Annotated in this window: 21 protein-coding genes; 8 read left to right on the top strand and 13 right to left on the bottom strand. The window is 73.4% G+C overall.

Annotated elements, in window-relative coordinates; all coding sequences use genetic code 11:
• Positions 1-65 precede the first annotated feature (65 nt).
• From JQN83_RS25085 to JQN83_RS25075, 3 genes are all read right to left on the bottom strand, one after another.
• On the bottom strand, positions 66-770 hold the full coding sequence (locus tag JQN83_RS25085; RefSeq protein ID WP_208569618.1) for a Crp/Fnr family transcriptional regulator: 705 nt from the start codon (positions 768-770) through the stop codon (positions 66-68).
• Between the two features lie 61 nt (positions 771-831).
• Positions 832-1,425, bottom strand: coding sequence for a Pycsar system effector family protein (locus tag JQN83_RS25080; RefSeq protein WP_208569617.1), 594 nt, complete (start codon positions 1,423-1,425; stop codon positions 832-834).
• A 74-nt stretch (positions 1,426-1,499) separates the two neighbouring features.
• On the bottom strand, positions 1,500-2,252 hold the full coding sequence (locus JQN83_RS25075) for a Crp/Fnr family transcriptional regulator (protein WP_208569616.1): 753 nt from the start codon (positions 2,250-2,252) through the stop codon (positions 1,500-1,502).
• A 573-nt stretch (positions 2,253-2,825) separates the two neighbouring features.
• On the opposite strand from JQN83_RS25075, the gene JQN83_RS25070 reads away from it, so the two are divergent.
• Both JQN83_RS25070 and JQN83_RS25065 read left to right on the top strand, forming a co-directional pair.
• Entirely contained in the window at positions 2,826-4,148 is a 1,323-nt protein-coding gene (locus tag JQN83_RS25070; protein ID WP_208569615.1) for an AAA family ATPase, read from the top strand.
• A gap of 150 nt (positions 4,149-4,298) precedes the next feature.
• Positions 4,299-4,667: a globin family protein gene (locus JQN83_RS25065; RefSeq protein WP_208569614.1), complete on the top strand. Its 369-nt coding sequence runs from the start codon at positions 4,299-4,301 to the stop codon at positions 4,665-4,667.
• Between the two features lie 52 nt (positions 4,668-4,719).
• Here the strand turns inward: JQN83_RS25065 and JQN83_RS25060 are convergent, their stop codons facing one another.
• The 5 genes from JQN83_RS25060 to JQN83_RS25040 form a co-directional block, all read right to left on the bottom strand.
• A complete protein-coding gene (locus JQN83_RS25060; RefSeq protein WP_208569613.1) occupies positions 4,720-5,604 on the bottom strand; it encodes a cellulose binding domain-containing protein in 885 nt (294 codons plus the stop codon).
• A gap of 205 nt (positions 5,605-5,809) precedes the next feature.
• Entirely contained in the window at positions 5,810-6,661 is an 852-nt protein-coding gene (locus tag JQN83_RS25055; RefSeq protein ID WP_208569679.1) for an aldo/keto reductase, read from the bottom strand.
• A gap of 163 nt (positions 6,662-6,824) precedes the next feature.
• Positions 6,825-8,021, bottom strand: a complete 1,197-nt coding sequence (locus JQN83_RS25050; RefSeq protein WP_208569612.1) for an endonuclease — start codon at positions 8,019-8,021, stop codon at positions 6,825-6,827.
• Between the two features lie 144 nt (positions 8,022-8,165).
• Positions 8,166-8,624 (bottom strand): Rho termination factor N-terminal domain-containing protein, encoded by a 459-nt coding sequence (locus JQN83_RS34225; protein WP_208569611.1) that lies wholly within the window; start codon positions 8,622-8,624, stop codon positions 8,166-8,168.
• Positions 8,621-9,553, bottom strand: coding sequence for a ParA family protein (locus JQN83_RS25040; RefSeq protein ID WP_208569610.1), 933 nt, complete (start codon positions 9,551-9,553; stop codon positions 8,621-8,623). Before JQN83_RS25040 ends, JQN83_RS34225 begins: the two co-directional genes overlap by 4 nt.
• A 59-nt stretch (positions 9,554-9,612) precedes the next feature.
• Between JQN83_RS25040 and JQN83_RS25035 the strand changes: the two genes are divergently transcribed.
• Complete coding sequence (locus JQN83_RS25035; RefSeq protein WP_208569609.1) at positions 9,613-10,839, top strand: hypothetical protein; 1,227 nt, start codon at positions 9,613-9,615, stop codon at positions 10,837-10,839.
• Here JQN83_RS25035 and JQN83_RS25030 read toward each other — a convergent pair.
• The 4 genes from JQN83_RS25030 to JQN83_RS25015 are packed head-to-tail and all read right to left on the bottom strand — an operon-like array spanning position 10,727 to position 13,733.
• Positions 10,727-11,290 (bottom strand): SOUL family heme-binding protein, encoded by a 564-nt coding sequence (locus JQN83_RS25030; RefSeq protein ID WP_208569608.1) that lies wholly within the window; start codon positions 11,288-11,290, stop codon positions 10,727-10,729. The two genes, JQN83_RS25035 and JQN83_RS25030, sit on opposite strands and share 113 nt — an antisense overlap.
• 42 nt (positions 11,291-11,332) lie before the next feature.
• Entirely contained in the window at positions 11,333-12,052 is a 720-nt protein-coding gene (locus JQN83_RS25025) for a YqeB family protein (protein ID WP_208569607.1), read from the bottom strand.
• 2 nt (positions 12,053-12,054) lie between these two features.
• On the bottom strand, positions 12,055-12,828 hold the full coding sequence (locus tag JQN83_RS25020) for an ABC transporter permease (protein ID WP_208569678.1): 774 nt from the start codon (positions 12,826-12,828) through the stop codon (positions 12,055-12,057).
• 5 nt (positions 12,829-12,833) lie between these two features.
• Positions 12,834-13,733 carry an ABC transporter ATP-binding protein gene (locus JQN83_RS25015; RefSeq protein ID WP_208569606.1) on the bottom strand — a complete coding sequence of 300 codons (900 nt, stop codon included), beginning with the start codon at positions 13,731-13,733 and terminating at the stop codon, positions 12,834-12,836.
• Between the two features lie 133 nt (positions 13,734-13,866).
• Here JQN83_RS25015 and JQN83_RS25010 point away from each other — a divergent pair, with 133 nt between their 5' ends.
• From JQN83_RS25010 to JQN83_RS24995, 4 genes are all read left to right on the top strand, one after another.
• Positions 13,867-15,108: a sensor histidine kinase gene (locus JQN83_RS25010; RefSeq protein ID WP_208569605.1), complete on the top strand. Its 1,242-nt coding sequence runs from the start codon at positions 13,867-13,869 to the stop codon at positions 15,106-15,108.
• 28 nt (positions 15,109-15,136) lie between these two features.
• Positions 15,137-15,913, top strand: coding sequence for a response regulator (locus tag JQN83_RS25005; protein ID WP_208569677.1), 777 nt, complete (start codon positions 15,137-15,139; stop codon positions 15,911-15,913).
• Between the two features lie 70 nt (positions 15,914-15,983).
• Positions 15,984-17,408 (top strand): ATP-binding protein, encoded by a 1,425-nt coding sequence (locus JQN83_RS25000; RefSeq protein ID WP_244253157.1) that lies wholly within the window; start codon positions 15,984-15,986, stop codon positions 17,406-17,408.
• A gap of 145 nt (positions 17,409-17,553) precedes the next feature.
• Positions 17,554-17,991, top strand: a complete 438-nt coding sequence (locus JQN83_RS24995; protein WP_307799679.1) for a hypothetical protein — start codon at positions 17,554-17,556, stop codon at positions 17,989-17,991.
• 92 nt (positions 17,992-18,083) lie between these two features.
• Here JQN83_RS24995 and JQN83_RS33900 read toward each other — a convergent pair whose 3' ends face one another.
• Entirely contained in the window at positions 18,084-18,863 is a 780-nt protein-coding gene (locus tag JQN83_RS33900; RefSeq protein ID WP_307799676.1) for a D-Ala-D-Ala carboxypeptidase family metallohydrolase, read from the bottom strand.
• Between the two features lie 312 nt (positions 18,864-19,175).
• Here JQN83_RS33900 and JQN83_RS24985 point away from each other — a divergent pair, with 312 nt between their 5' ends.
• Positions 19,176-19,817, top strand: a complete 642-nt coding sequence (locus tag JQN83_RS24985) for a DUF6642 family protein (protein WP_208569675.1) — start codon at positions 19,176-19,178, stop codon at positions 19,815-19,817.
• Position 19,818 lies beyond the last annotated feature (1 nt).

Genomic DNA, 19,818 nt, shown 5'->3' with positions numbered 1-19,818 from the left:
CTACTGAGGGGTGGGCCGGTTTCGACTCTGCGGCGGGAATTGTGAAACCGGCTAGTTGATCTACATCAGGTGATGGGGTCGGCCGCCGAATCGGCGAACCGTCCCAACCCGACCTCGTCGACGATCACGATCGAGCCGTGCCGGGTCACCAGCAGGCCCAGGTGCGCCAACCGGCGCAACGCCCGGTGCACCGAGATCTGCGACGCGCCGACCAGTTGGGCCAGCTCCCGCTGGGTGGTGGGGGCGACCAGTTCGTCGTCCACCAGGACCGTCAGATCGGCCAGCACGGCGGCGACCCGGGTGGTCGTGTCGAACGACGCGGTGACGGTCCGCTTGTCAGCCGCCCGGAGCCGATCGGCCAGCAACCGGGCGAAGGACCGGTGTGCCGTCGGATGCCGCCGCAGGTAGTCGTCGAACGCCTCGGCCGGGATGCGGCGGACCACCACCGGCCCGACGGCGACCACCGAGGCCGACCGGGGACCGTCGTCGAGATAGGACAGCTCACCGACCAGGTCACCGGCGAACCGCAGCGCGATCCCCCGCGGCCCCTGCCGGCTGCCCTCGACCATGATCCGGGCCTGTCCGGTGGTCAGCAGCAGCAGGTGGCGACCCCGGTCACCCTGCCGCAACAGGGCGTGCGCGGACGGGAACTCCTGCCGCCCGCCGATGCGCAGCAGGGCGGCCCGGTCGGCATCGGACAGCCGGCCGGCGAAGCTCGTCCGCGACCACCAGGTGGACGTCCTGTTCGGGTCCTCGGTGTGGGAAGCCACCGGTCTCTCCTCTCCTCGGTCGGTCAGGTGTCGACGGGTCGGTCAGGTGTCGACGGGTCGGTCAGAGCAGCGCCAACGCGACCAGGGCGGCGGCGAGCGCGATGAGCACCGTCCCGATGCGGACCCAGCGGTACTTGGTCATCACCAGCCGGCTGAGCCAGCAGAGCTGCGAGATCAGGCCCGGCATGGTGTCCTGTGCGGCCCGCTCGACGTACCGGCGGACCAGTGCCGGGTCGCGCAGCCGGTACACGTGCCCGAAGTACGCGACCTGCCGCACCTCGGCGGCGCCCGCCGTCCTCGGCAACAACGCCATGGCCAGGGCGAACAGGGCAACCGCGGCGCAGGCGCAACCCGACCACCAGGCCCAGGCCGCCGCGCCGGTCAACCGCCCCGGCGACCAGCGGGTGCCGGTCAGCACGGTCAGCATCGCCAGCACGACACCGCCCGACATGGTCAGCCACTGCGACGCCTTCGCGTCCGCCCGGCGCAGCTCCTCGCGGGCCTCGGCGATCAGCCGCTCCGCCAGCCGCAGCGCCGCCTGCCGGTCCCCCTCCGGCCGGCCGGGACGGTCGACGCCCCCGCCCGGGGCGGCGACGGCGGCGCGTACCCGTCGGTGCAGGACGCGGTCGTTGGGGACACGGGCTGCTCGGTACATGGGACTCCTCGGAACCGCAGGACTGCCGTCCCGATGAGGGTCCCGAAATCGGGCCCTGCGCTCGATGTCGAGCCCTACGGCTCGGATGTCGACATCGACACAGAACCGGCCAGGGACCGCAGCAGCTCCGGCTGCACCACCACGATCCGTCGCCGTCGGGTGAGCAGCACCTGCCGGTGCCGCAGCACCCGCAGCGTCCGGGCCACCACCTCCCGGGACACCCCGACGGACGCGGCGAGGTCCTGCTGGGTCAGCGGCAGGTCGAGCGCGATCCCCTCCGGCGTCGGCACACCGTGCCGGTCCAGCAGTTCCACCAGCAGGACGACCAGCCGGTGGTCGCCGTTGCTGGACCCGTACTCGACCCGCCGGCCGTCGGCCTCACGCAGGCTGGAGGCCAGGTGACGCAGCAACGACAGGGCGACCTCGGGGTTGTCAGCCAGACAGCGGTGCAACCGTTCGGCGGTCAGCACCACGGCCCGGATCGGCGACAACCCGGTGACGGTGGCCAGCCGGGGTCGGGCGTCCACGGCGGACAGTTCACCGAGGATGTCGCCCGGTCCCCGGATGGCCAGCAGCGCCTCCCAACCCTGCCGTGAGGTGGAGGTGACCTTGACCCAGCCCTGCTCGATCAGCACCACGTGCCGGGACGGGTCGCCCTGGTGGAACAGCGTGGCGTTGGCCGGGTAGTCGTGCCGGGTGCCGGCCTGGGCCAGGGCATGGCGGGCCTCGGGCGAGAGGCCGCCGAGAAAGCTGCCGGCCGGAGGGGAATGGGCGGGAACTGCGGCCGGGTCGCTGCTGGCAGAGTCGCTCCGAGAACGAGATGTCATGGGGAACGCTCTCCTCTTCGTGAATCGCGTGCTCCGCCTCGCCCGTCGACGTTGAATCGGGCAGTCCCGTGCACAGGACGCGGGGTGTGGTTCAGGTCCCGGGGCGGAAGAACGGGAAGGCGTCCTTTCTATCGTTGCCGTCAATAGCCTGTGATCCGCCGAATGGGTAAGCGGAGGTGCGAAAGGGCGACCGCCGGTGGCAACTGTTCGGGGGCGGATCACACCGTTCGTGCCGCCGACGCCGACGTCGTCGCCGACCTCGGCGTCGCCCGGTGGGCGGACCGGAACAGTCCCGACGACACCGGCAGATCTGTCGACGTCGCTGGAATCGTGGAGAACGCGCCGGTCAGCCGGTCGCGCCGGGCCGGTGGCGTCCCGGTCGACAGCCCGGGCCCGGCCCGTCGCACCGGCCGCCGCCGGGAGCAGCCACGTCGCCCCACCGGCCTTTCCGATGCCGTGTCGGACACCGGACAAAACCGCCGTGTCGGAAAGGACCGTCCAACGCTGGCGGTCCGGCCGGCCGGTCGTACCCCTGCCGGTAGGGTCCAGACTCAGCAGGCAGGAGGGGAGCCGATGATCGGGCTTGAGGTGCCGCCCGCCGTCGAGGCGGAACAGGTCGTCGCGGCCGTCCTGGCCGACCTGCGCGCAGGCGACCACCGGGGCGTGGTGGTCGACTCCCCGCCCGGGGCCGGCAAGTCGACCCTCGTGGTGCGGGCCGCCGTCGAGCTGGCCGTCGCCGGTGAGCCGCTGATGATCGTGGCGCAGACCAACGAGCAGGTCGACGACCTCATCGACCGGCTCGCCACCAAAGCCCCCGAGCTGCGCATCGGCCGGCTGTCGGCGACCGACTACCGGCCGTCGGAGCGGGTCCGGGGCCACGACACGGTCCGGGTCGCGTCGAAGGTCGCCGACCTGGGCGACCCGGCCGTCACCATCGGTACGGCGGCGAAGTGGGCCACGGTCACCGCGGGCCAGTGGCCGTGGGCGATCGTCGACGAGGCGTACCAGATGCGGTCGGATGCCCTGCTGCGGGTGGCCGGGAGGTTCGAACGGGCGCTGTTCGTCGGTGACCCCGGGCAGCTCGACCCGTTCTCCACCGTCGAGACGCTGCGCTGGACGGGCCTGAGTTGGGACCCGATGCAGGCGGCGGTGGCGGTGCTGCTGCGGCACAACCCGCAGCTGCCCGTGCACCGGCTGCCCGTGTCCTGGCGGCTACCGGCGTCGGCGGCCCCGGTGGTCGCGGCGGCGTTCTACCCGTTCACCGGGTTCCGTGCCGGCACCGGCCCGGCCGACCGGGCGTTGACGCTGACCCGGCCCGGGCCTGGCGACGCGCTCGACGCGGCGGTGGAGCTGGCCGTCGGCACCGGCTGGGCGTTGCACGAGCTGCCGGCCCGGCACACCCTGCGTACCGACGCGGAGGCCGCCGCGGCGTGCGCCGCGCTCGCCCTGCGCGTGCTGCACCGGGGCGCGGTCGCGGTCTCCGAGCACGCGCCGGCCGGCACGCCGGTCACCGCCGACCGGATCGCCGTCGGCGCCGCGCACCGCGACCAGGCCGCCGCGATCCGTGCCCACCTCGGCCCGGAAGGGGCGGGCATCACCGTGGACACCGCCAACCGGCTCCAGGGCCGCGAGTACGACGTGACGATCGTGCTGCACCCGCTCTCCGGCCGGCGGGACGCGACGAACTTCCACCTGGAGTCGGGTCGGCTGTGCGTGCTGACCTCCCGGCACCGGCACGCCTGCATCGTGGTGGCCCGCGCCGGCATCGGTGAGCTGCTCGACGCCCACCCGTCGACGGAGTCGGTGCACCTGGACGTGCCGGTGAAGTTCCCCGACGGCTGGGCGGCCAACCAGACCACCCTGGCGTTCCTGGCGGACCACCGGGCGTCGACCTGAACCCGATGCGGTGCGCGCCGGGGTCGGGGCCGGTCTCGCCACGGGTGACGACGCCCGACGGGACCGCTCCGGCCAGGTGGCGACGCTGGCTGAAGTGGTCATGCCTGCCCGGGATGAACTGAGCGTGCGCCGTGATCCGTACTGACGGGTGTGCGGACGACGGAGTTGGTCACCTGCCCCCGGAACGCGTTCGACTGGCTCGGCCCGGCCGGCGTACGGGCGGTGGTGATCCGCTGGCTGCGCCTGGTCGCGTCGGACGCCGAGCTGGCGCCGTATTTGATCGGGCTGGACCGGCCCTGGCTCGCCCGCCGGTTGACCGCCCTGCTGGCCGTGGCCCTCGGTGACCCCGGCGGGGACGGTGGGCGGGCGGCCGGCGGGGCGTGGCGGCGGCTCGGGTTGACCGACGAGCAGCACTGGCGGGTGCTGGACTACCTGGCCGCCGTGCTCTGCGGCCTCGGCCTGCCGGTCGACACGATCGTCGCGGCCCAGCGCGCCGTCGCCGGCGATGCCCGTGCGTGACGCGTGCCGACGGCGAACGGCCGTCGGCGGGCAGGCGCACACCTGACGGCGGTCAGCCCCAGTTGTCGCCGTACTCGCGGACCCCGTCGACGTCGAGGGTGATCCGGCTGTTGGGGGTCCACGCGCCGGTGGCCGCCTGCCAGCTCGGGTCGTCGCGTTCGTCGATCGCCGTCCAGTTCGGCCGGTGCAGCCGCAGCTGGATCGGCCCGGAGGAGGCCCCGGGGGCGAGGACGCCGGTGGTGAAGGTCAGCTCCACCCAGCCGGGGAAGGGGGTGCCGGGCACCGGGTAGACGGTCGGGGTCGGCGTCGGGCCGGGACCGGGCGGCGGCGCGGGCGGCGGAAAATACTGGAGGGTACGGCGGATGGTGGCGCAGCCCAGCGTCGCCCAGTCGCACTCGCTGGTCAGCGCCGCGTTGCCGTTCTCGAAGCGCAGGTGGTAGCGGACCCGCACGGTGGTCAGGTCCAGTGGTGCGGTGCCGGTGTTGGTGACGGCGAGCCGGAACTGGGCCTGGTTGTCGGTGGGTGCCCAGTCGAGGTTGAGGTAGTCGACCTTCGCCCGCCCGTACGCGGTGCGCACGGTGGTGACCGCCGAGGTGTCGGAGTAGCCGCCGAGGGCGTACGCCTGGAGGGCGATCCGGTAGTCGGTGCCCGGGGCGAGGTCGGTGAGGGTGACGGCGTTGGTCTGCGTGCTACCCAGTCCCCGGTAGGCGTTCGGTCCGATCGGCGAGCGCACGTCGTAGGTGATCGGGCCGCCCGGCTCGCCCTTCCACGTCGACGGGGTCCAGGTCAGACTGAGCCGGTGCGGGTCGTTGGCGACCACCACGGGTGCGCCGGGGGTGGTCAGTGCCGGGGTGTCGTCGGCGCGGGCGGCGCTGACCGCGACCAGGCTGACGAGCGCGGCGACGGTGGCGGTGGCGGTGACACGACGGGCACGCATACCCCGGATGGTACGGATATCGACGCACGTGCATCAATGACGGAGATGGTGCCGTTGATTCGCCAACGTCGTCAGCTCGACAGCGTCCGACCGCCCCCTGCCGTCCCGGCGGGGAGCGCCACCCGTTGCGGCGCACGACGGAGCGGGACCCTGGCCCGGGTCCCGCTCCGTGGTCGCGCCGCGTCGGGGCGGCGGAGATGTTCGCTCAGGCGGGGATGTAGTCGAACTCGTCCGGGTTCGGGCCGGTCCGGCCCGACTCGCCCCGGTCCAGCCCGCTGAGCCGCTCCATCGCCGTGTCGTCCAGGGTGAAGTCGAAGATCCGGAAGTTCTCCTCGATCCGCTTCGGGGTGGTCGACTTCGGGAAGACGATGTCGCCGCGCTGCACGTGCCAGCGCAGCACCACCTGGGCGGGGGTGCGCCCCACCTGCTCGGCGACGTCGACGATCGTCGGGTCGTCGAGCACCCTGCCCTGGGCGATCGGCGACCACGCCTCGGTGAGGATGTTGTGCTCACTGCCGTACGCGCGCACCTGCTCGTTGGTGAGGTACGGGTGCACCTCGATCTGGTTGACCGCCGGCACCACGTCCGCCTCGGCGGCCAGCCGCTCCAGGTGCGGCACCTGGAAGTTCGACACCCCGATCGAGCGGGCCCGGCCGTCGCGCTGGAACTCCTCCAACGTCTTCCAGGTGGAGACGAAGTCGCCGTCGTAGCGGGTCGGCAGCGGCCAGTGGATGAGGAACAGGTCGACGTGGTCCATCTTCAGCGCGGACAGCGTCGACTCGAACGCCCTGCGGGCGTCCTCGGGGCGGTGGAAGCCGTTGTTCAGCTTGCTGGTCACGAAGACCTCGCCCCGGTCCAGCCCGGAGGCGCGGACCGCCTCGCCGACCTCCGCCTCGTTGCCGTACATCTGGGCGGTGTCGATGTGCCGGTAGCCGATCTCCAGCGCCCGGCGCACCGCCTCGGCGGTGTCCTTCGGTTCGATCTGGTAGACCCCGAAGCCGAGCTGCGGGATGGTGTTGCCGTCGTTGAGGCTGATGTCGGGAACGGTGTGCGCCATGTCGGCTGTCTCTCCCATCGTCGTGTTCGCCCGGTTCGGCGCGTCGGTCGGCCGCCGGACCGCAGCCCGCACGCCCGCCGGGCGGGTGTGTCACGACGAGGGTGTACCCGGTCGGGCCGCGTCCTCACGGCCCGACCGGGGTGATCTGCGACAACCGGACCGTTCAGCCCCAGATCGCGGTGGCCCACTCCGGGTGGTCGACGAACGGGTTGCGGTTGCCCTGCCAGCGCTCGTAGATGCGCTGGTTGCGGCGCTGTTCGAAGGCGTCCGGCGGGTCCTGCCGGTGCCACTGGAGCAGCACCGGCAGCCGGCCCAGGTAGGGTGCGCTGCCGTTGGTGACGGAGTTGTTCATCTCCAGGTTCGGCCAGCCGTCGTCACCCTCGTACCGGATCGCCATATACATGATCATGCGGGCGACGTCGCCCTTGACCGCGTTGCGGGGCTCGAACGAGTCGGCGTCGGTGTAGCTGCCGGCGGCCTCGGCGACCGCGCTGCCACCGGTGTCGAAGTCCTTGTTGCCGCGCGCGGAGTTGACCGTCACGTCCTCCGGCCGCAGGTGGTGCACGTCGGTGCCCGGCCCGGTGGCGGTGCCGAAGTCACCGTGCGACTTGGCCCAGACGTGTTCCCGGTTCCAGTCGTTGGCCCCGCCGCCGTTGCTGCTCTTGCTCTGCGACCGTCCGCTGTAGAGCAGGATGACGTTGTTGGCGTTCGCCGGGTCCTGGTCGGTGTCCTTCAACGCCTCCCACACCTGGTCGTAGTTGAGCTTCGTCTGGGTCTTGATGATGGTGTGCAGGGAGGTGCGCAGCGCGCTGCCGCTCTTGCCCACCGCGCCGGCGTAGTACGTCGAGTCGTACGGCCCGGTGGAGCCGGTGGGCGCGGGGGTGGGGGAGGCGCTCGCGGTGGGCGTCGGCGTGCCGCCGCCACCGACGCTCATCGCGGTCGGGCTCTTCAACCCCCCGTGACTGAAGTACGCGGTCAGCGTCCCGGTCGCGGTGACCTGCCGGCCCCGCAGCGACGGGTTGGTCAACAGCCCGAACGTGCTGCGGTAGTCGGCGGTGATCTGGACGTAGAGCATCCGGCTGGTGCCGGTCTCGGTGGCCGTGTCGGCCAGGGCGATGGCGGTGTCGGCGGTGTAGCCGGAGGTGAGCACCGTGCTGGTGGCGGTCGGCTGGCCGATCACGTAGCCGGTGACCGTGGCGGTCCGGCCGTCCTGGGTGGCGAGGGCCTGCGCCACGGTCGACGTGGCCGCCGCGGACGCCGACGTGGCGGACACCGCCACCGGGACCGCCAGGGTGACGACGGCGATGAGCGCGGCGATCAGCCGCCCGGGTCGCGGGCGGGTGCTGCTCTTCATATCCATGCCCGGCGATGTTATCGGCCGGCACCCGACCGGCGGGAGGTCGACGAGGTGAATTCCCGGCCACCGCGAACCGCTACGCGACAGGGTCCCGACAGGCGGGGCGACCGGCTCAGCGGGCGGAGTCCCGTCCGACGGGCAACCGGCTCAGCGGGCACGGACGGCGGCGGAGGCGACGCGGAAACCGATGGTCCGCTCGACCAGCCGTTCCACCAGCTCCGCCTTGCGCAGGCCGCCCACCCCGCGCAACCCGAGGCGGGCGGCCAGCGCCCGCAGGTCCCGGATCGCCCAGGGCGTCAGGTACGCCGTACCGTCCCCGCGTCGTGCCATGGCGTCGAGCGCGGCCGACGCGGCGTCCAGGTCGACGCCCGACGGGGCGGGCTGCACCGGCGCGGTCGGCGACAGCGGCGTCGGGGCGGCCGGCCGGTCCGACGGGCCGTCGGCCGGTGCCACCGGGTCGCCGGCCGGCGTCACCGGGACGACGGCCAGCCGGGCCCGGCCCTGCGTCAGCGCGGCCACGTCGGCGGCCGACAGCCCGGCGAGCAGCTCACCCACCCGGGCCAGCACCCCGGCCGCGAGGTCCCCGCCGGGTGGCGTCCCGGTCACACCGTCACCTCACGGGGTTGCAGGTGGGCGATGAACTCCGTGGTGATCTGCCGCAGCTCCTCCTGAACCACCGGCGAGGTGACCCGGTGCCGCAGCACCACCGGCACCCCGCGCGGGGTGTTCCCGGCGAACAGGGTGATGTTCTCCCGCAGCGCGGTGGGAAAGACCGGCAGCCCCAGGGCGCGTACCTGATCCAGGTAGCCCTGGTGGGCGGCGATGGGTCGCTGCGCGGTCAGCTGGATCATGGTGAAGACCACCCCTGCGATGTCCGGGGCCACCTTGTGGTGCCGGCGGCTGGTGGCGAACCGGCGGGCGTCGGCGTTGTAGCGGTCGACCAGCTCCCGGACGCTGCCGCAGAGGTGGTCGATGCCGAGGGTGGACAGGTAGTCGGCCTTCGCCGGGATGAGCAGGTGGTCGCTGGCGATGACGGCGGACTGGGTGACCACGTTGAAGTTCGGCGGGCAGTCGATCAGCACCAGGTCGTAGCCGTCGAGCGCCGCGTCGTGCAGCCCTTCGGCCAGCGCGCCCCGGACCCGGAACAGCTCCCGGTCGTAGTCCTCCCCGTCGGCCACGCCCCGGGCCAGCGCCAGGTCGATGTCGGCCAGCCCGAGGTGCGAGGCGATCAGGTCCAGCCGGCCGGCCCCGGTCAGGTGCGCGTTGGCCGGGCCGGGGGAGACCACCAGATCACCCAACGTAACCGCCGGGGTGTCCCCGCGTAGCCCGTCGTACCAGCGTTTCACGGTGCGGCCGTCGCGTAGCCGCTCCCGCCAGTCGTCCGGGTCGTAGAAGCTGAACGTCAGGCTGGTCTGCGGATCGAGGTCGATCAGCAGCACCTTCATCCCCCGGTTCGCCAGTTCGGCACCGAGGTTGGCGGTCACGGTGGTCTTGCCCACCCCGCCCTTGTAGTTGATCACGGACACGACGTACACCGGCGGCACCTCCCCAGAGGGGGAACCGTAACCGTCCGGATGTCGTCTGACCATCCATGATGCCCACCCCGCCCGGTCACGCTCCGCGACCGGTCATCCGGCTCGCCGCCGTCGGCACCGGGCTCGCCGGCGTGGCCGTGGTCTGCTGGGCGGTCGGGATGACCCGCTGGCAACCGCTCACCGAACCGGCCGGCCCCTGGTCGGAGCGACTCCCCGGCGCGCACACCTACTGGGCCCGTGACCTGCGTTTCCTGGCGTTGGTGGCGGTCGTGTCCGGGCTGGTGCTGGCCGGCGGCGGCCGGCGCTCCTGGGCCCTGCCGGCCGTGCTGCTCGGCGGCGCCGCGCTGGCCGCCGACGTCGCCGTCGACCGGGCCGACCCCACCGGCCCCGGCGCGACCGTGCTGCTGGTCGCCGCCGGCTGGCTGGCCGTCGGGATCACCGCCACCCTCGGCGTACGCCGGGACGCGCAGACCGGTGTGGACGGTCCGATCCACCGGGCGACCGGGGCCGACCCGGGAAACCCGCCCGGCGGGGCAGGAGTGGCGGCACCGGACAGTCGGGGAGGTCCGGCAGCGCGGCACCGGGCGGGCGTGGCCGGCCGGGACCGGACCATGCTGACCGGGATGGCCATCGTGGCGGCGGTGTCGGCGCTGGTCGCCGTGCTGACCCGGTCGCCGACCGACCGGGAGCCCGCGCTCGGTCCGGCCACCCTGGTGACCGGCCTGCTCCTGCTGACGTTGACCGTGGCGGGCGCGCTGGCCGCCGTATCCGGGCGGGGGCGGGCCCGCAGCGCGGCGGGGTGCGCGCTGGCCGCCGTCGGCGGGGTGGGTCTGCTGCTGGTCCGGCTCGTCGGGCCGGCCGACCGGCTGCTCCCGGCGGCGGTGCTCGGCGCGGTCCTGCTGGTGGGGGTGACGTCACTGACCCGGCCCGGTCCGGACGCCGTGCCGGCCTGGCGGCGGTACGCGGTGCTCGTCCCGGTGACCCTGGTCGCCCCACTGGCACTCTGGTACGTCGCGCTGCTGGTCAGTGCGGCTTTCCCGCTCGGCGCGTCGCTGACCGCGTTGGCCGGCAACAGCCCGGTCGGCGGCGGTGACCCGGACGTGCTTCCCGCACTGGCCGGCCTGTGCGCCGGCCTCGGCACCGCACTGCTGCTGACCCGGCCGCTGCCGGGGGTCACTCGACGACCGGCAGCACCACCTCGTTGTGCCGCAGGAACCACGGCTTCCACGGCGGGTCGAACCGGGCGTACCGGATCGCCCCCGACGGGGTCAGGCCGGCGTCGGTGACGGCCCGGCCCAGCGCGGTGGCCCGCTGATCGAAGGCCCGGTCGGTCCACCGCCCGGCGAACCGGACCGCTGCGGCCAACTGCTCCGGGATCTCCCGGACGGTGATCCGGGGGTCCTCCGGTTCGGGCACGGTGGCCGGGGTGAGTCGTGCGGGCAGCACGAACCACACCCGCCAGGCCCCGGGTCGGTCGCCCTCCTCCTGGACCACCGGCGCGGTCATCGCGATCTGCTCGGAGCCGGTCGCCGCCTGGACCACCGGCCCGTTCGTGCCCATCCGGCGGCGGGACCGGTTGGCCCCGGACAGATACGCGGCCAGCGGCCGGAACGCGGCGGTGCCGGCGGCGGCGAACCCGCCGTCGATGTGCAGTTCGGCGACCAGGTGGGCCGGGTACCGGCGCAGCTCGAAGCCGGGGTGCCGGCCCAGCACCCGGTACGGCTGCCGCTCGGTCATCGGACACGCTCCCGGTCGCGGGGGATCTTCTCCACCGCAACGCTACCGCCCGTGCGGGGTTTCCTCCCGGGGAAGCGGAACGGTCCGCCAGTACTGCCGTCTGCCCTCGTCCCGGACGACCACGCCGAGCCGGGCCAGTTCACCGCGCAGTTCCCGGGCGTCGCGCTGCCGGCCGGCCTCGACGGCCCGCTGCCGCGCGCCCAGCAGCGGGTCCGCCCCCGGCGGCAGTTCGGGCAGCCCCGCCACCCACCGGCGGTAGGTGTCCCGGTGCGGATCGCCGTCCTGCCACGGCCAACCGTGCTCACGGAAGGCGTCGCCCAGCCGTCGTCCGCTCAGGTCGGACCGTTCCCGGGCCAGTTCCGCACCGGCCGGGCCGAGCAGCACCAGCTCCTTGCGGTCGACGAAGACGGCGGTGACGGTGCGTCGGGCCAGCTCGCGGTCGACGCCGTCGCGGCGTAACCGGACCCCGCCCCGGTCCACCGTGACGATCAACCGCTCCCGGGTGCCGACGTGGGCGAGGAGCAGCCCGGCCAGCATCCCGAGCAGCAGGCCCCCGACCAGTGCCCGCCGGTACGGCAACCCGGCGACCAGCTCGAACCAGCCCTGCACCGGAGCCCAGGGCAGCCCGGCCACCCAGTCGGCGACCATGGGCAGCCGCCCGCCCAGGGCGCCGCCCAGCAGCGGGAAGCCGACCCACATCACCAGCAGATCCCCGAGGTCACCGCCGACCGTGGTCGGGGCGCCCGGCTCCCGTGCCCGCATGGTCAGTGCACCTCGCGCCGCAGTGTGCGCACCGTTCCGGCGGCGAGCGGCGCGACCACCCAGACCAGCAGGGACACCCCGAGCCGACCCCACTGCCCGGCGGTCACGTCCGGGCCGAGCAACGGCTCCATGGTGACCGAGGTGTCCAGCCAGCGGGCCGGACCGTGCAGCGCCGAGATCATCGCGGACAGGATGCCCCACACGGTCGGCAGGAGCAGCGAGGTGACGATCGCCAGTGGGGTGTTGAGCAGCAGCAACCCGAACCCCGCGCCGATCAGCACGTTGATGGCCTGGAACACGGCGGCGTGCCCGGCCAGTGCCGGGTCGAAGTTCCAGTCGCCCGCCCCGCCGGTGACCCCGGCCAGCAGGGTGCCGACGGCGGCGACGGCCAGGCTCACCAGCACCGACGCCAACGCGGCGAGCAGCACGGCGGCGAGCTTGGCGACGATCACCCGTTCCCGGCGCGGCACCAGGGCGAACGTGGTCAACGCGGTGCGCTGGGACCACTCGGCGGTGATCGACAGGATGCCCAACACCGGCAGCAGCAACGCCACCGGCGCCAGCGACGCGGTGAAGAAGTTGCTGAAGGTCTGCCCGGCGTCGTCGACGAAGCGCAGTTGCAGCGCGACGATCGCGGCGGCGATCAGCCCGATCGAGGCCAGCAGCCAACGGCCGGCCCGGGTGTCGCCCAGCTTGCGCAGCTCCACCCCGATCAGCCGGGCCAGGGACGGGCCGGGGACCGCCCTGCGGACGGTGTCGGGGGGAGTGGTCGTCATGGTGGTCACTGCACGGCCTCCTTGGTGCTCGCGCCGGCGGTCAGGGTGAGGAAGAGCTGTTCCAGGCCACCGCCGCCGGCCGGCCGCAGCTCGGTGAGGACCAGCCCGGCGTCGGCGGCGGCCTGCCCGACGGCGTCGGATTCGGCGCGGACCACGCACCCGCCGTCGGCGTTGGCGGTGGCGTCCAGCCCGGCCCGGTCGAGGGTGAGCCGCAGGGCGTGCGGGTCGCGGGCCCGGACCAGGGTGCCCGCCCCGGCGAGCAGTTCGTCCTTGCCGCCCTGGGCGACCACCCGGCCGCCGCCGATCACCACCAGCCGGTCGGCGACCGCCTCCACCTCCCGCAGCAGGTGGGAGGAGAGCAGCACGGTGCCGCCCCGGTCGGCGAAGTCGCGCAGCAGGCCGCGCATCCAGAAGATCCCCTCCGGGTCCAGGCCGTTGGCCGGCTCGTCGAGGACCAGCACCCGGGGCTCGCCCAGCAGCGCCAGCGCCAGGCCGAGCCGCTGCCGCATCCCCAGCGAGTACGCCCCGACCCGCCGCTTCGCCGCCACCGGGTTCAGGCCCACCCGGTCCAGGACGGCGGGCACCCGGTCGGCGTCCACGCCCATGGTCCGGGCGGCCAGGGTCAGCGTCTCCCGCCCGCTGCGCCCGACGTGCTGCGCCGAGGCGTCCAGCAGCACACCCACCTCCCGACCCGGGTTGGGTAGCTCCCGGTAGGGCCGGCCGGCGACGGTGGCGGTGCCGGAGCTCGGTCGGGTCAGCCCGCAGAGCATCCGCATGGTGGTGGACTTGCCCGCCCCGTTCGGGCCGAGGAAGCCGGTCACCGTGCCGGGCTCGCAGCGGAAGGAGACGTCGTCGACGGCGGGGTGCGGGCCGTACCGCTTGGTGAGGTTCTTCACGGTGATCATGCCGTCGAGCCTGTCGCGACCACCCGGCCGGGCGCTGCGGCCGGCGGTCGAGTGTCACCCCTACCTAGGTCTACCGGCAGACCTCGACTTTGGTTGGTGTCCGGGCGGCCGGCCGGGTTTCTAGCATGGGTGGGTGAGTGCTGCCGTCGTACCCGATCATCCCTGGCTGCTGCCGGGGGCGCTGACGCCCGAGACGAGGGCATCCCGTCGTACGCCCCGGGACTGGCTGGTCGACACGGTGGCCTTCCTGCTCGCCGTCGGCTGGGCGCTGGTGGGCTTCGGCGACGCGGTGTCGCCCGACCCGCAGTTCGCCCACAACGCCGGGCCGCCCTGGCTGGTCGGGGTGGACCTGGCGGCGGGCCTGATCTTCTGCGCGGCCCTGTGGCTGCGCCGGCGCTGGCCGGTCGGGCTGGCCGTGGCCGGCCTGCCGCTGGCCCTGTTCTCGGTGACCGCCGGGGTGGCGCTGCTGGTCGTGGTGTTCACCGTGCTGGTCCACCGGCCGCTGCCGATCGGCGCGGCGCTGGTCGGCTTCCACCTGGCGGTCATCCCGCTCTACACCGTCGTGCGCCCCGACCCGACGCTGCCCTACCTGGCGACGGTGGCCTGGACGGTGATGTTCGTCGGGATCGTGGTGGCGTGGGCGCTGTTCGTCCGGGCCCGCCGGCAGCTCGTGCTGTCGCTGCGCGACCGCGCCCACCGGGCCGAGGCCGAGCAGCAGCTCCGCATCGAACAGGCCCGGCAGCTGGAACGCAACCGGATCGCCCGGGAGATGCACGACGTGTTGGCGCACCGGATCTCGCTGCTCAGCCTGCACGCCGGGGCGTTGGAGTTCCGTCCGGACGCGTCACCGCAGGAGGTGGCGCGGGCGGCCGGGGTGATCCGGGGCAGTGCGCACGCCGCGCTACAGGACCTGCGTGAGGTGATCGGGGTGCTCCGCGCCGACACCTCCGGCGGCGACGCCGCACCGGAACGCCCCCAGCCCACCCTCGCCGACGTGCCCGCGCTGGTCGCCGAGTCCCGGGCCGCCGGGGTACGGGTCACCCTGGTCGACGAGGTCGCCGACCTGGCGGGGGTGCCGACGGCGGTGGGGCGCAGCGCGTACCGGATCGTGCAGGAGGGGCTGACCAACGCGCGCAAGCACGCCCCCGACACGGCGGTCGGTGTCCGGCTGGCCGGCGGGCCGGGGCAGGAGTTGGCCGTGGAGATCCGTAACCCCTGGCCGGTGGGCTCACCGGCTGCGGGCCTGCCCGGTGCCGGCACCGGGCTGGTCGGCATCGCCGAGCGGGTCAACCTGGCCGGTGGCCGGCTGACGCACGGCCGGGACGGCGCGACCGGCGACTTCCGGCTGGCCGCCCGGTTGCCGTGGCCGGCATGAGCCGCCCGGTTGCCGTGGTCGTCCCGGCCTGTCCGGTCGTCCTGGCCTGTCCGGTCGTCCCGGTGGGCACGGGCCGCCCGGCCGGGACTGCCGAGCGGGTGGCCGGTGGTGTCCGGTGACCGGCCTGCCGGACGGCGACGACGGCCCGGTGCGGGTGTTGATCGTCGACGACGACGCGCTGGTCCGCGCCGGGCTGTCGATGATCCTCGGCGGGGTGCCGGACGTCCGGGTGGTCGGCGAGGCGGCCGACGGCGACGAGGTGCCCGCCGCCGTCGCCGCGTGCGCGCCCGACGTGGTGCTGATGGACATCCGGATGCCCCGGGTGGACGGGCTGGCCGCCACGGAGGCGCTGCGGGCGCTGCCGCACCCGCCGGAGGTGCTGGTGCTGACCACCTTCGACGCCGACGAGCAGGTGCTCCGGGCGTTGCGGGCCGGCGCGGGCGGTTTCCTGCTCAAGGACACCCCACCCGCCGAGATCGTCCGGGCGGTGCGGCGGGTGGCGGCCGGTGAGGCGACCCTGTCGCCGACGGTGACCCGCCAGCTGATCAGCCACCTGACCATCGGGTCGACGCCGGGAGCGGACCCGCGCCGGGACCGGGCGCTGCGGCTGCTGGCCGGGCTCACCGAGCGGGAACGGGAGGTCGCGGTGGCGCTCGGCCACGGCCGGAGCAACGCGGAGATCTCGGCGGAGCTGTTCATGAGCGTGGCGACGGTCAAGGCGTACGTGTCGCGGCTGCTGACCAAGCTGGCGCTCAACAACCGGGTCCAGGTGGCGCTGCTGGTGCACGACGCGGGCCTGGCCTGACGATCTGAAGCACTCAAATTTGATACCCTCATTTTTGGTGGTATCAAATCTGCACGCATCGGAGCGGGCTATGCACGGCTTCGTCGGGCGGGACCGGGAACTCGCCCTGCTCGACGGCATGCTGGCCAAGGTCGTCCGGGGCGGGCGGGCCGGCCGCCCCGGACGTGCGCTGCTGATGCGGGGGCGTCGTCGGGTCGGTAAGTCCCGGTTGGTCGAGGAGTTCGTCGACCGGGCCGGGATTCCCCACCTGTTCTTCACCGCATCCGCCCAGCCCACCGTGGCTGCCGATCTTGCCCTGTTCGTCGAGGCCGTGGTCGGGTCCAGCCTGCCCGGCGCGCAACTCTTCGCCGCCCAGCGCCCGAGCACCTGGGACGCCGCGCTCACCCTGCTGGCCGCCGCGTTGCCGACGGACCGGCCGGCCGTGGTGGTCCTCGACGAGCTGCCCTACCTGATCGCCACGGATCCCGGGTTGGAAGGCACCCTGCAGAAGGTGTTCGACCGGGAGTTGTCACGGCTACCGGTGCTGTTGATCGGCATTGGCTCCGACCTGGCGATGATGGAGGCGCTGAACGACTACGGGCGGCCCTTCCACCAGCGGGCGACGGAGCTGGTGGTGCCGCCGCTGAGCCCCACCGACGTCCGGGACATGCTCGGGGCGGCCCCCGCCGACGCCTTCGATGCCTATCTCGTCTCCGGCGGCCTACCGCTGATCCTCGACGAGTGGCCCGCCGGGGCCGGCCTCGCCGACTATCTCGCCGACGCGGTCACCGACCCGACCTCCGCCCTTCTGGTCAGTGCGGAACGGGCGCTGGCCGCCGAGTTTCCGACCCAGTCGCAGGCCGGTCTGGTGCTGCGGGCCATCGGTTCCGGTGAGCGCACCTTCTCCCTGATCGCGCGGGCTGCCGGTGACCTGCCCCAGGCCTCGCTCAGCCGCGCGCTGCGGTTGCTGGCCGACAAGCGCATCGTCGAGGTGGCCACCCCGCTGTCCATCCGCCCCTCCCGGGAGACCCGGTACACCGTCGCCGACCCGTACCTGCGCTTCTGGCTGACCTTCCTCGGCCCGTACCTGCCCGAGATCGAGCGCGGGCGGGGCGATCTCACCCTTGCCAGGATCCGCGCCTCCTGGACGTCCTGGCGGGGACGGGCGATCGAACCGGTGGTACGGGAGGCGGTGCGGCGACTGCCGGCCGGCTACCTGCCGGAGGACACCGGCGTGGTGGGCGGCTACTGGACCCGGTCCAACGACCCGGAGATCGACCTGGTCGGGGCGGACCGTGGCCCGGTCGCCCGGCGGATCACCGTCGTCGGTTCGGTGAAGTGGCTGGAGAACCGGCCCTTCGACGGGCACGATCTGGGTCGGCTCACCCTGCACCGGTCCCGGCTGCCCGGTGCCGACGAACAGGTGGCGCTGCTGGCGGTCGCCCGGGCCGGTGCGGTGGTGGACGGTGTGCAGGTGTTGACGCCGGAGGATCTGCTCACCGCCTGGGGGGATTGAACCGACGCCGGTCACCGCCCGTACCACTGCGCGAGGATGCGTTGCGGCGATTCAGCCGCAACTGCTGCCGAGCTGCGGGAGGCCTGCCGTGCGAGTTGGTGAGCAGTCGACGGACCCCATCGATCAGGTTCTGGGTGAGGTGCCGGTGCCCGTCTCGTTGACACCCGAGGACGTCCGGCTCGCGGTACGGGCGGTCGTGGTGCACGCCGCCGAGGAGTGGCCCAACGGGCCGCTGTGCCGCAACGACGGGTCGTCGTACCCGTGCCGGTTGCACCGTTGGGGACGACGGGTGCTGGAGAACCACGGGTTGAACGATCGTCAGATCGACGCGCTGATCCGGCACGGAAATCCGTTCGTGCACGTGCCCTTCCCGTTCACCTACACCACGCCCCGGCCCGGGACGGCACCGGCGCGGACCGCCCCGGCGGCGGCCGGCTATCCGGCCCGTGGCCAGGTCGGCCGGCCCGGGACACCCGGGGCACGGCCGTCCGCTGCGGGGATGCGGCCCGCGGTGCGTGGCGGCGTGCCGGGACGGCCGGTGACACCCCCCGCCGCCGCGCCGCGCTGGCCCCGGGCGAGCTGAGCGGTCAGGCCCGGCCGACGCCTCCGGTACCCCGATGCCGGTCCGGCCCCGATGATCCCGTGGGGCCGGGCCGGCATCGGCTGCCGCGCGGGTCAGCGGCTGACGCCACAGTCGGGTGCCGCCCAGCTGGTGCGGTTGGTCGACGTGTCGCGGTTGTTCTCCCGCCGGGAATCGACGTGGACGTGGTCGTCGTGGCCGGCGTACCCGGGGCCGTAGATGCCGCTGAACCCGTGGTCACGGGAGGCGCGGGCCACCTCGCACAGTGACCTGCTCCCCGAGGTCAGGTCGGCGGCGTTGCCGTAGAGGTGCTGGCTGTCCGAGGCCCCGCCGACCTGCTTGTTGCAGCGGGAGTCGCGGAAGCCGCTGGTGACGTTGAGCGGCTTGTCACCCAGGCTGCGCCGCAGCGCCTCCAGTTTCCACATGGTGCGCACCGCGGTGGCCTTGGTGTCGGTGGCGGAGAGCGGGCCGCCGCTCCACCCGCCCTTGCCGCAGCCGTCGTCCAGCTCCCGGTAGCTGAAGTGGGCCGGCGTGCAGTCGTTGTCCTGGAGCTGGTAGAGCTTGGTGAAGGTCTGCTTGCCGGCGATGCCGTCGCTGCGCAGCCCGTACGCGCTCTGGAAGCGCTTGACCGCGGCGGCGGTCTCGGGGCCGAAGTCCCCGTCGATCCGGACGATTCCCCCTCGTCCCGCCCATCCGGCGACCCGGATCTGCAACTGGCGGACGTCGTCCCCGGAGCGACCCTGGTAGAGGTCGCGTTTCCAGGTGTAGCAGCCGTCGGCGTGGGCCGCTGGCGCGGCGGCCACCGTGGCGATCGCGGCTCCCGGCAGAGCCAGGGCGAACGCGACGAGTGCCCGCTTCACAGTGTTCTGGCGCACAGAAGTCCTCCCGATTGGAAGTGATTGGGGTGGTGAACAGGGCATCGCCCGGGACGTCCTGCGACCTCCACCCTGACAGCTGGCGAGCTGATTCGTGGTGATAAAGGAGAATTGTCCTCGCGATTAGCGATACCTGGGTATTGCCTGTGAAATGCGGGGAATGGTAATTCGGTCAGGCCGTACCGACCGGGGACGGATTTCGCCACCAAGGCGAAGTCTGTCGAAACTGACCAGTCGGGCACCGAGGGCGATAGGGGTTCGTGACCGGGACCCGGTAACGTCGTCCCGGCCGGCGAGGTCGGGGAGGTGCACGTGGCGCGGGGCGGGGTCTTCTGTGTCGAGGGGCAGTGGCACCGCGACCTCAACGAGCGCGGCTCCGTGCTGCCCACCCTCGAACTGCTCGAACGCCTCGGCCGCATCCGCTACATCCACAAGGACGCCGCCACCCGCGACGAGCTGTTCTACTTCCTCGACCGCTGGCTGCTCAAGCAGTACGCCGATCACCGGGTCGGTTTCTTCGCCATGCACGGCGAGCCCAGCCGGCTCTGCCTCACCGACTGGGATTCCGTCGAGCTGGCCGACGTCGCCGAGCGGATGGCCGGCCGGGGTGAGGGCCGGCGGCTCTACTTCGGCAGCTGCTCGGTGCTGCGCGCCTCCGACGCCACGCTGCGCGACTTCCTCGACGTCACCGGCGCGGCCCTGATCTGCGGCTTCACCCGCGAGGTCGACTGGGTCGAGTCGGCCGCCTTCGAGACGGTGCTGCTCGACGTGCTCGCCAACGGCCAACGGCACAACGCCGCCGAGCTGCGGATGGGCTCGGCGCACTGGGCGCCGCTCGCGGCGTACCTCGGCTTCCGGGTCATCTACGCCAACGGCCGAGCCTGGCGGCCCACCGTCCGCCCCCGGGTCCCCGCCCAGCCGGCGCGGGGTCGGGTCACCGGTCGCCCCGGCTGAC

The organism is Micromonospora antibiotica (genome assembly GCF_017599305.1).
Lineage (GTDB): Bacteria > Actinomycetota > Actinomycetes > Mycobacteriales > Micromonosporaceae > Micromonospora > Micromonospora antibiotica.
This window is presented reverse-complemented; position numbering and strand designations above follow the sequence as displayed.

Excerpts from the sequence above, each read along its gene's own strand:
- JQN83_RS25055 (WP_208569679.1), bottom strand. The coding sequence starts at position 6,661 with ATGGCGCACACCGTTCCCGACATCAGCCTCAACGACGGCAACACCATC.
- JQN83_RS25015 (WP_208569606.1), bottom strand. The coding sequence starts at position 13,733 with ATGATCACCGTGAAGAACCTCACCAAGCGGTACGGCCCGCACCCCGCC.
- JQN83_RS25060 (WP_208569613.1), bottom strand. The coding sequence starts at position 5,604 with ATGCGTGCCCGTCGTGTCACCGCCACCGCCACCGTCGCCGCGCTCGTC.
- JQN83_RS25070 (WP_208569615.1), top strand. The coding sequence starts at position 2,826 with ATGATCGGGCTTGAGGTGCCGCCCGCCGTCGAGGCGGAACAGGTCGTC.
- JQN83_RS25025 (WP_208569607.1), bottom strand. The coding sequence starts at position 12,052 with ATGCGGGCACGGGAGCCGGGCGCCCCGACCACGGTCGGCGGTGACCTC.
- JQN83_RS25050 (WP_208569612.1), bottom strand. The coding sequence starts at position 8,021 with ATGGATATGAAGAGCAGCACCCGCCCGCGACCCGGGCGGCTGATCGCC.
- JQN83_RS25030 (WP_208569608.1), bottom strand. The coding sequence starts at position 11,290 with ATGACCGAGCGGCAGCCGTACCGGGTGCTGGGCCGGCACCCCGGCTTC.
- JQN83_RS25020 (WP_208569678.1), bottom strand. The coding sequence starts at position 12,828 with ATGACGACCACTCCCCCCGACACCGTCCGCAGGGCGGTCCCCGGCCCG.
- JQN83_RS25035 (WP_208569609.1), top strand. The coding sequence starts at position 9,613 with ATGCCCACCCCGCCCGGTCACGCTCCGCGACCGGTCATCCGGCTCGCC.
- JQN83_RS25075 (WP_208569616.1), bottom strand. The coding sequence starts at position 2,252 with ATGACATCTCGTTCTCGGAGCGACTCTGCCAGCAGCGACCCGGCCGCA.
- JQN83_RS25080 (WP_208569617.1), bottom strand. The coding sequence starts at position 1,425 with ATGTACCGAGCAGCCCGTGTCCCCAACGACCGCGTCCTGCACCGACGG.
- JQN83_RS25000 (WP_244253157.1), top strand. The coding sequence starts at position 15,984 with ATGCACGGCTTCGTCGGGCGGGACCGGGAACTCGCCCTGCTCGACGGC.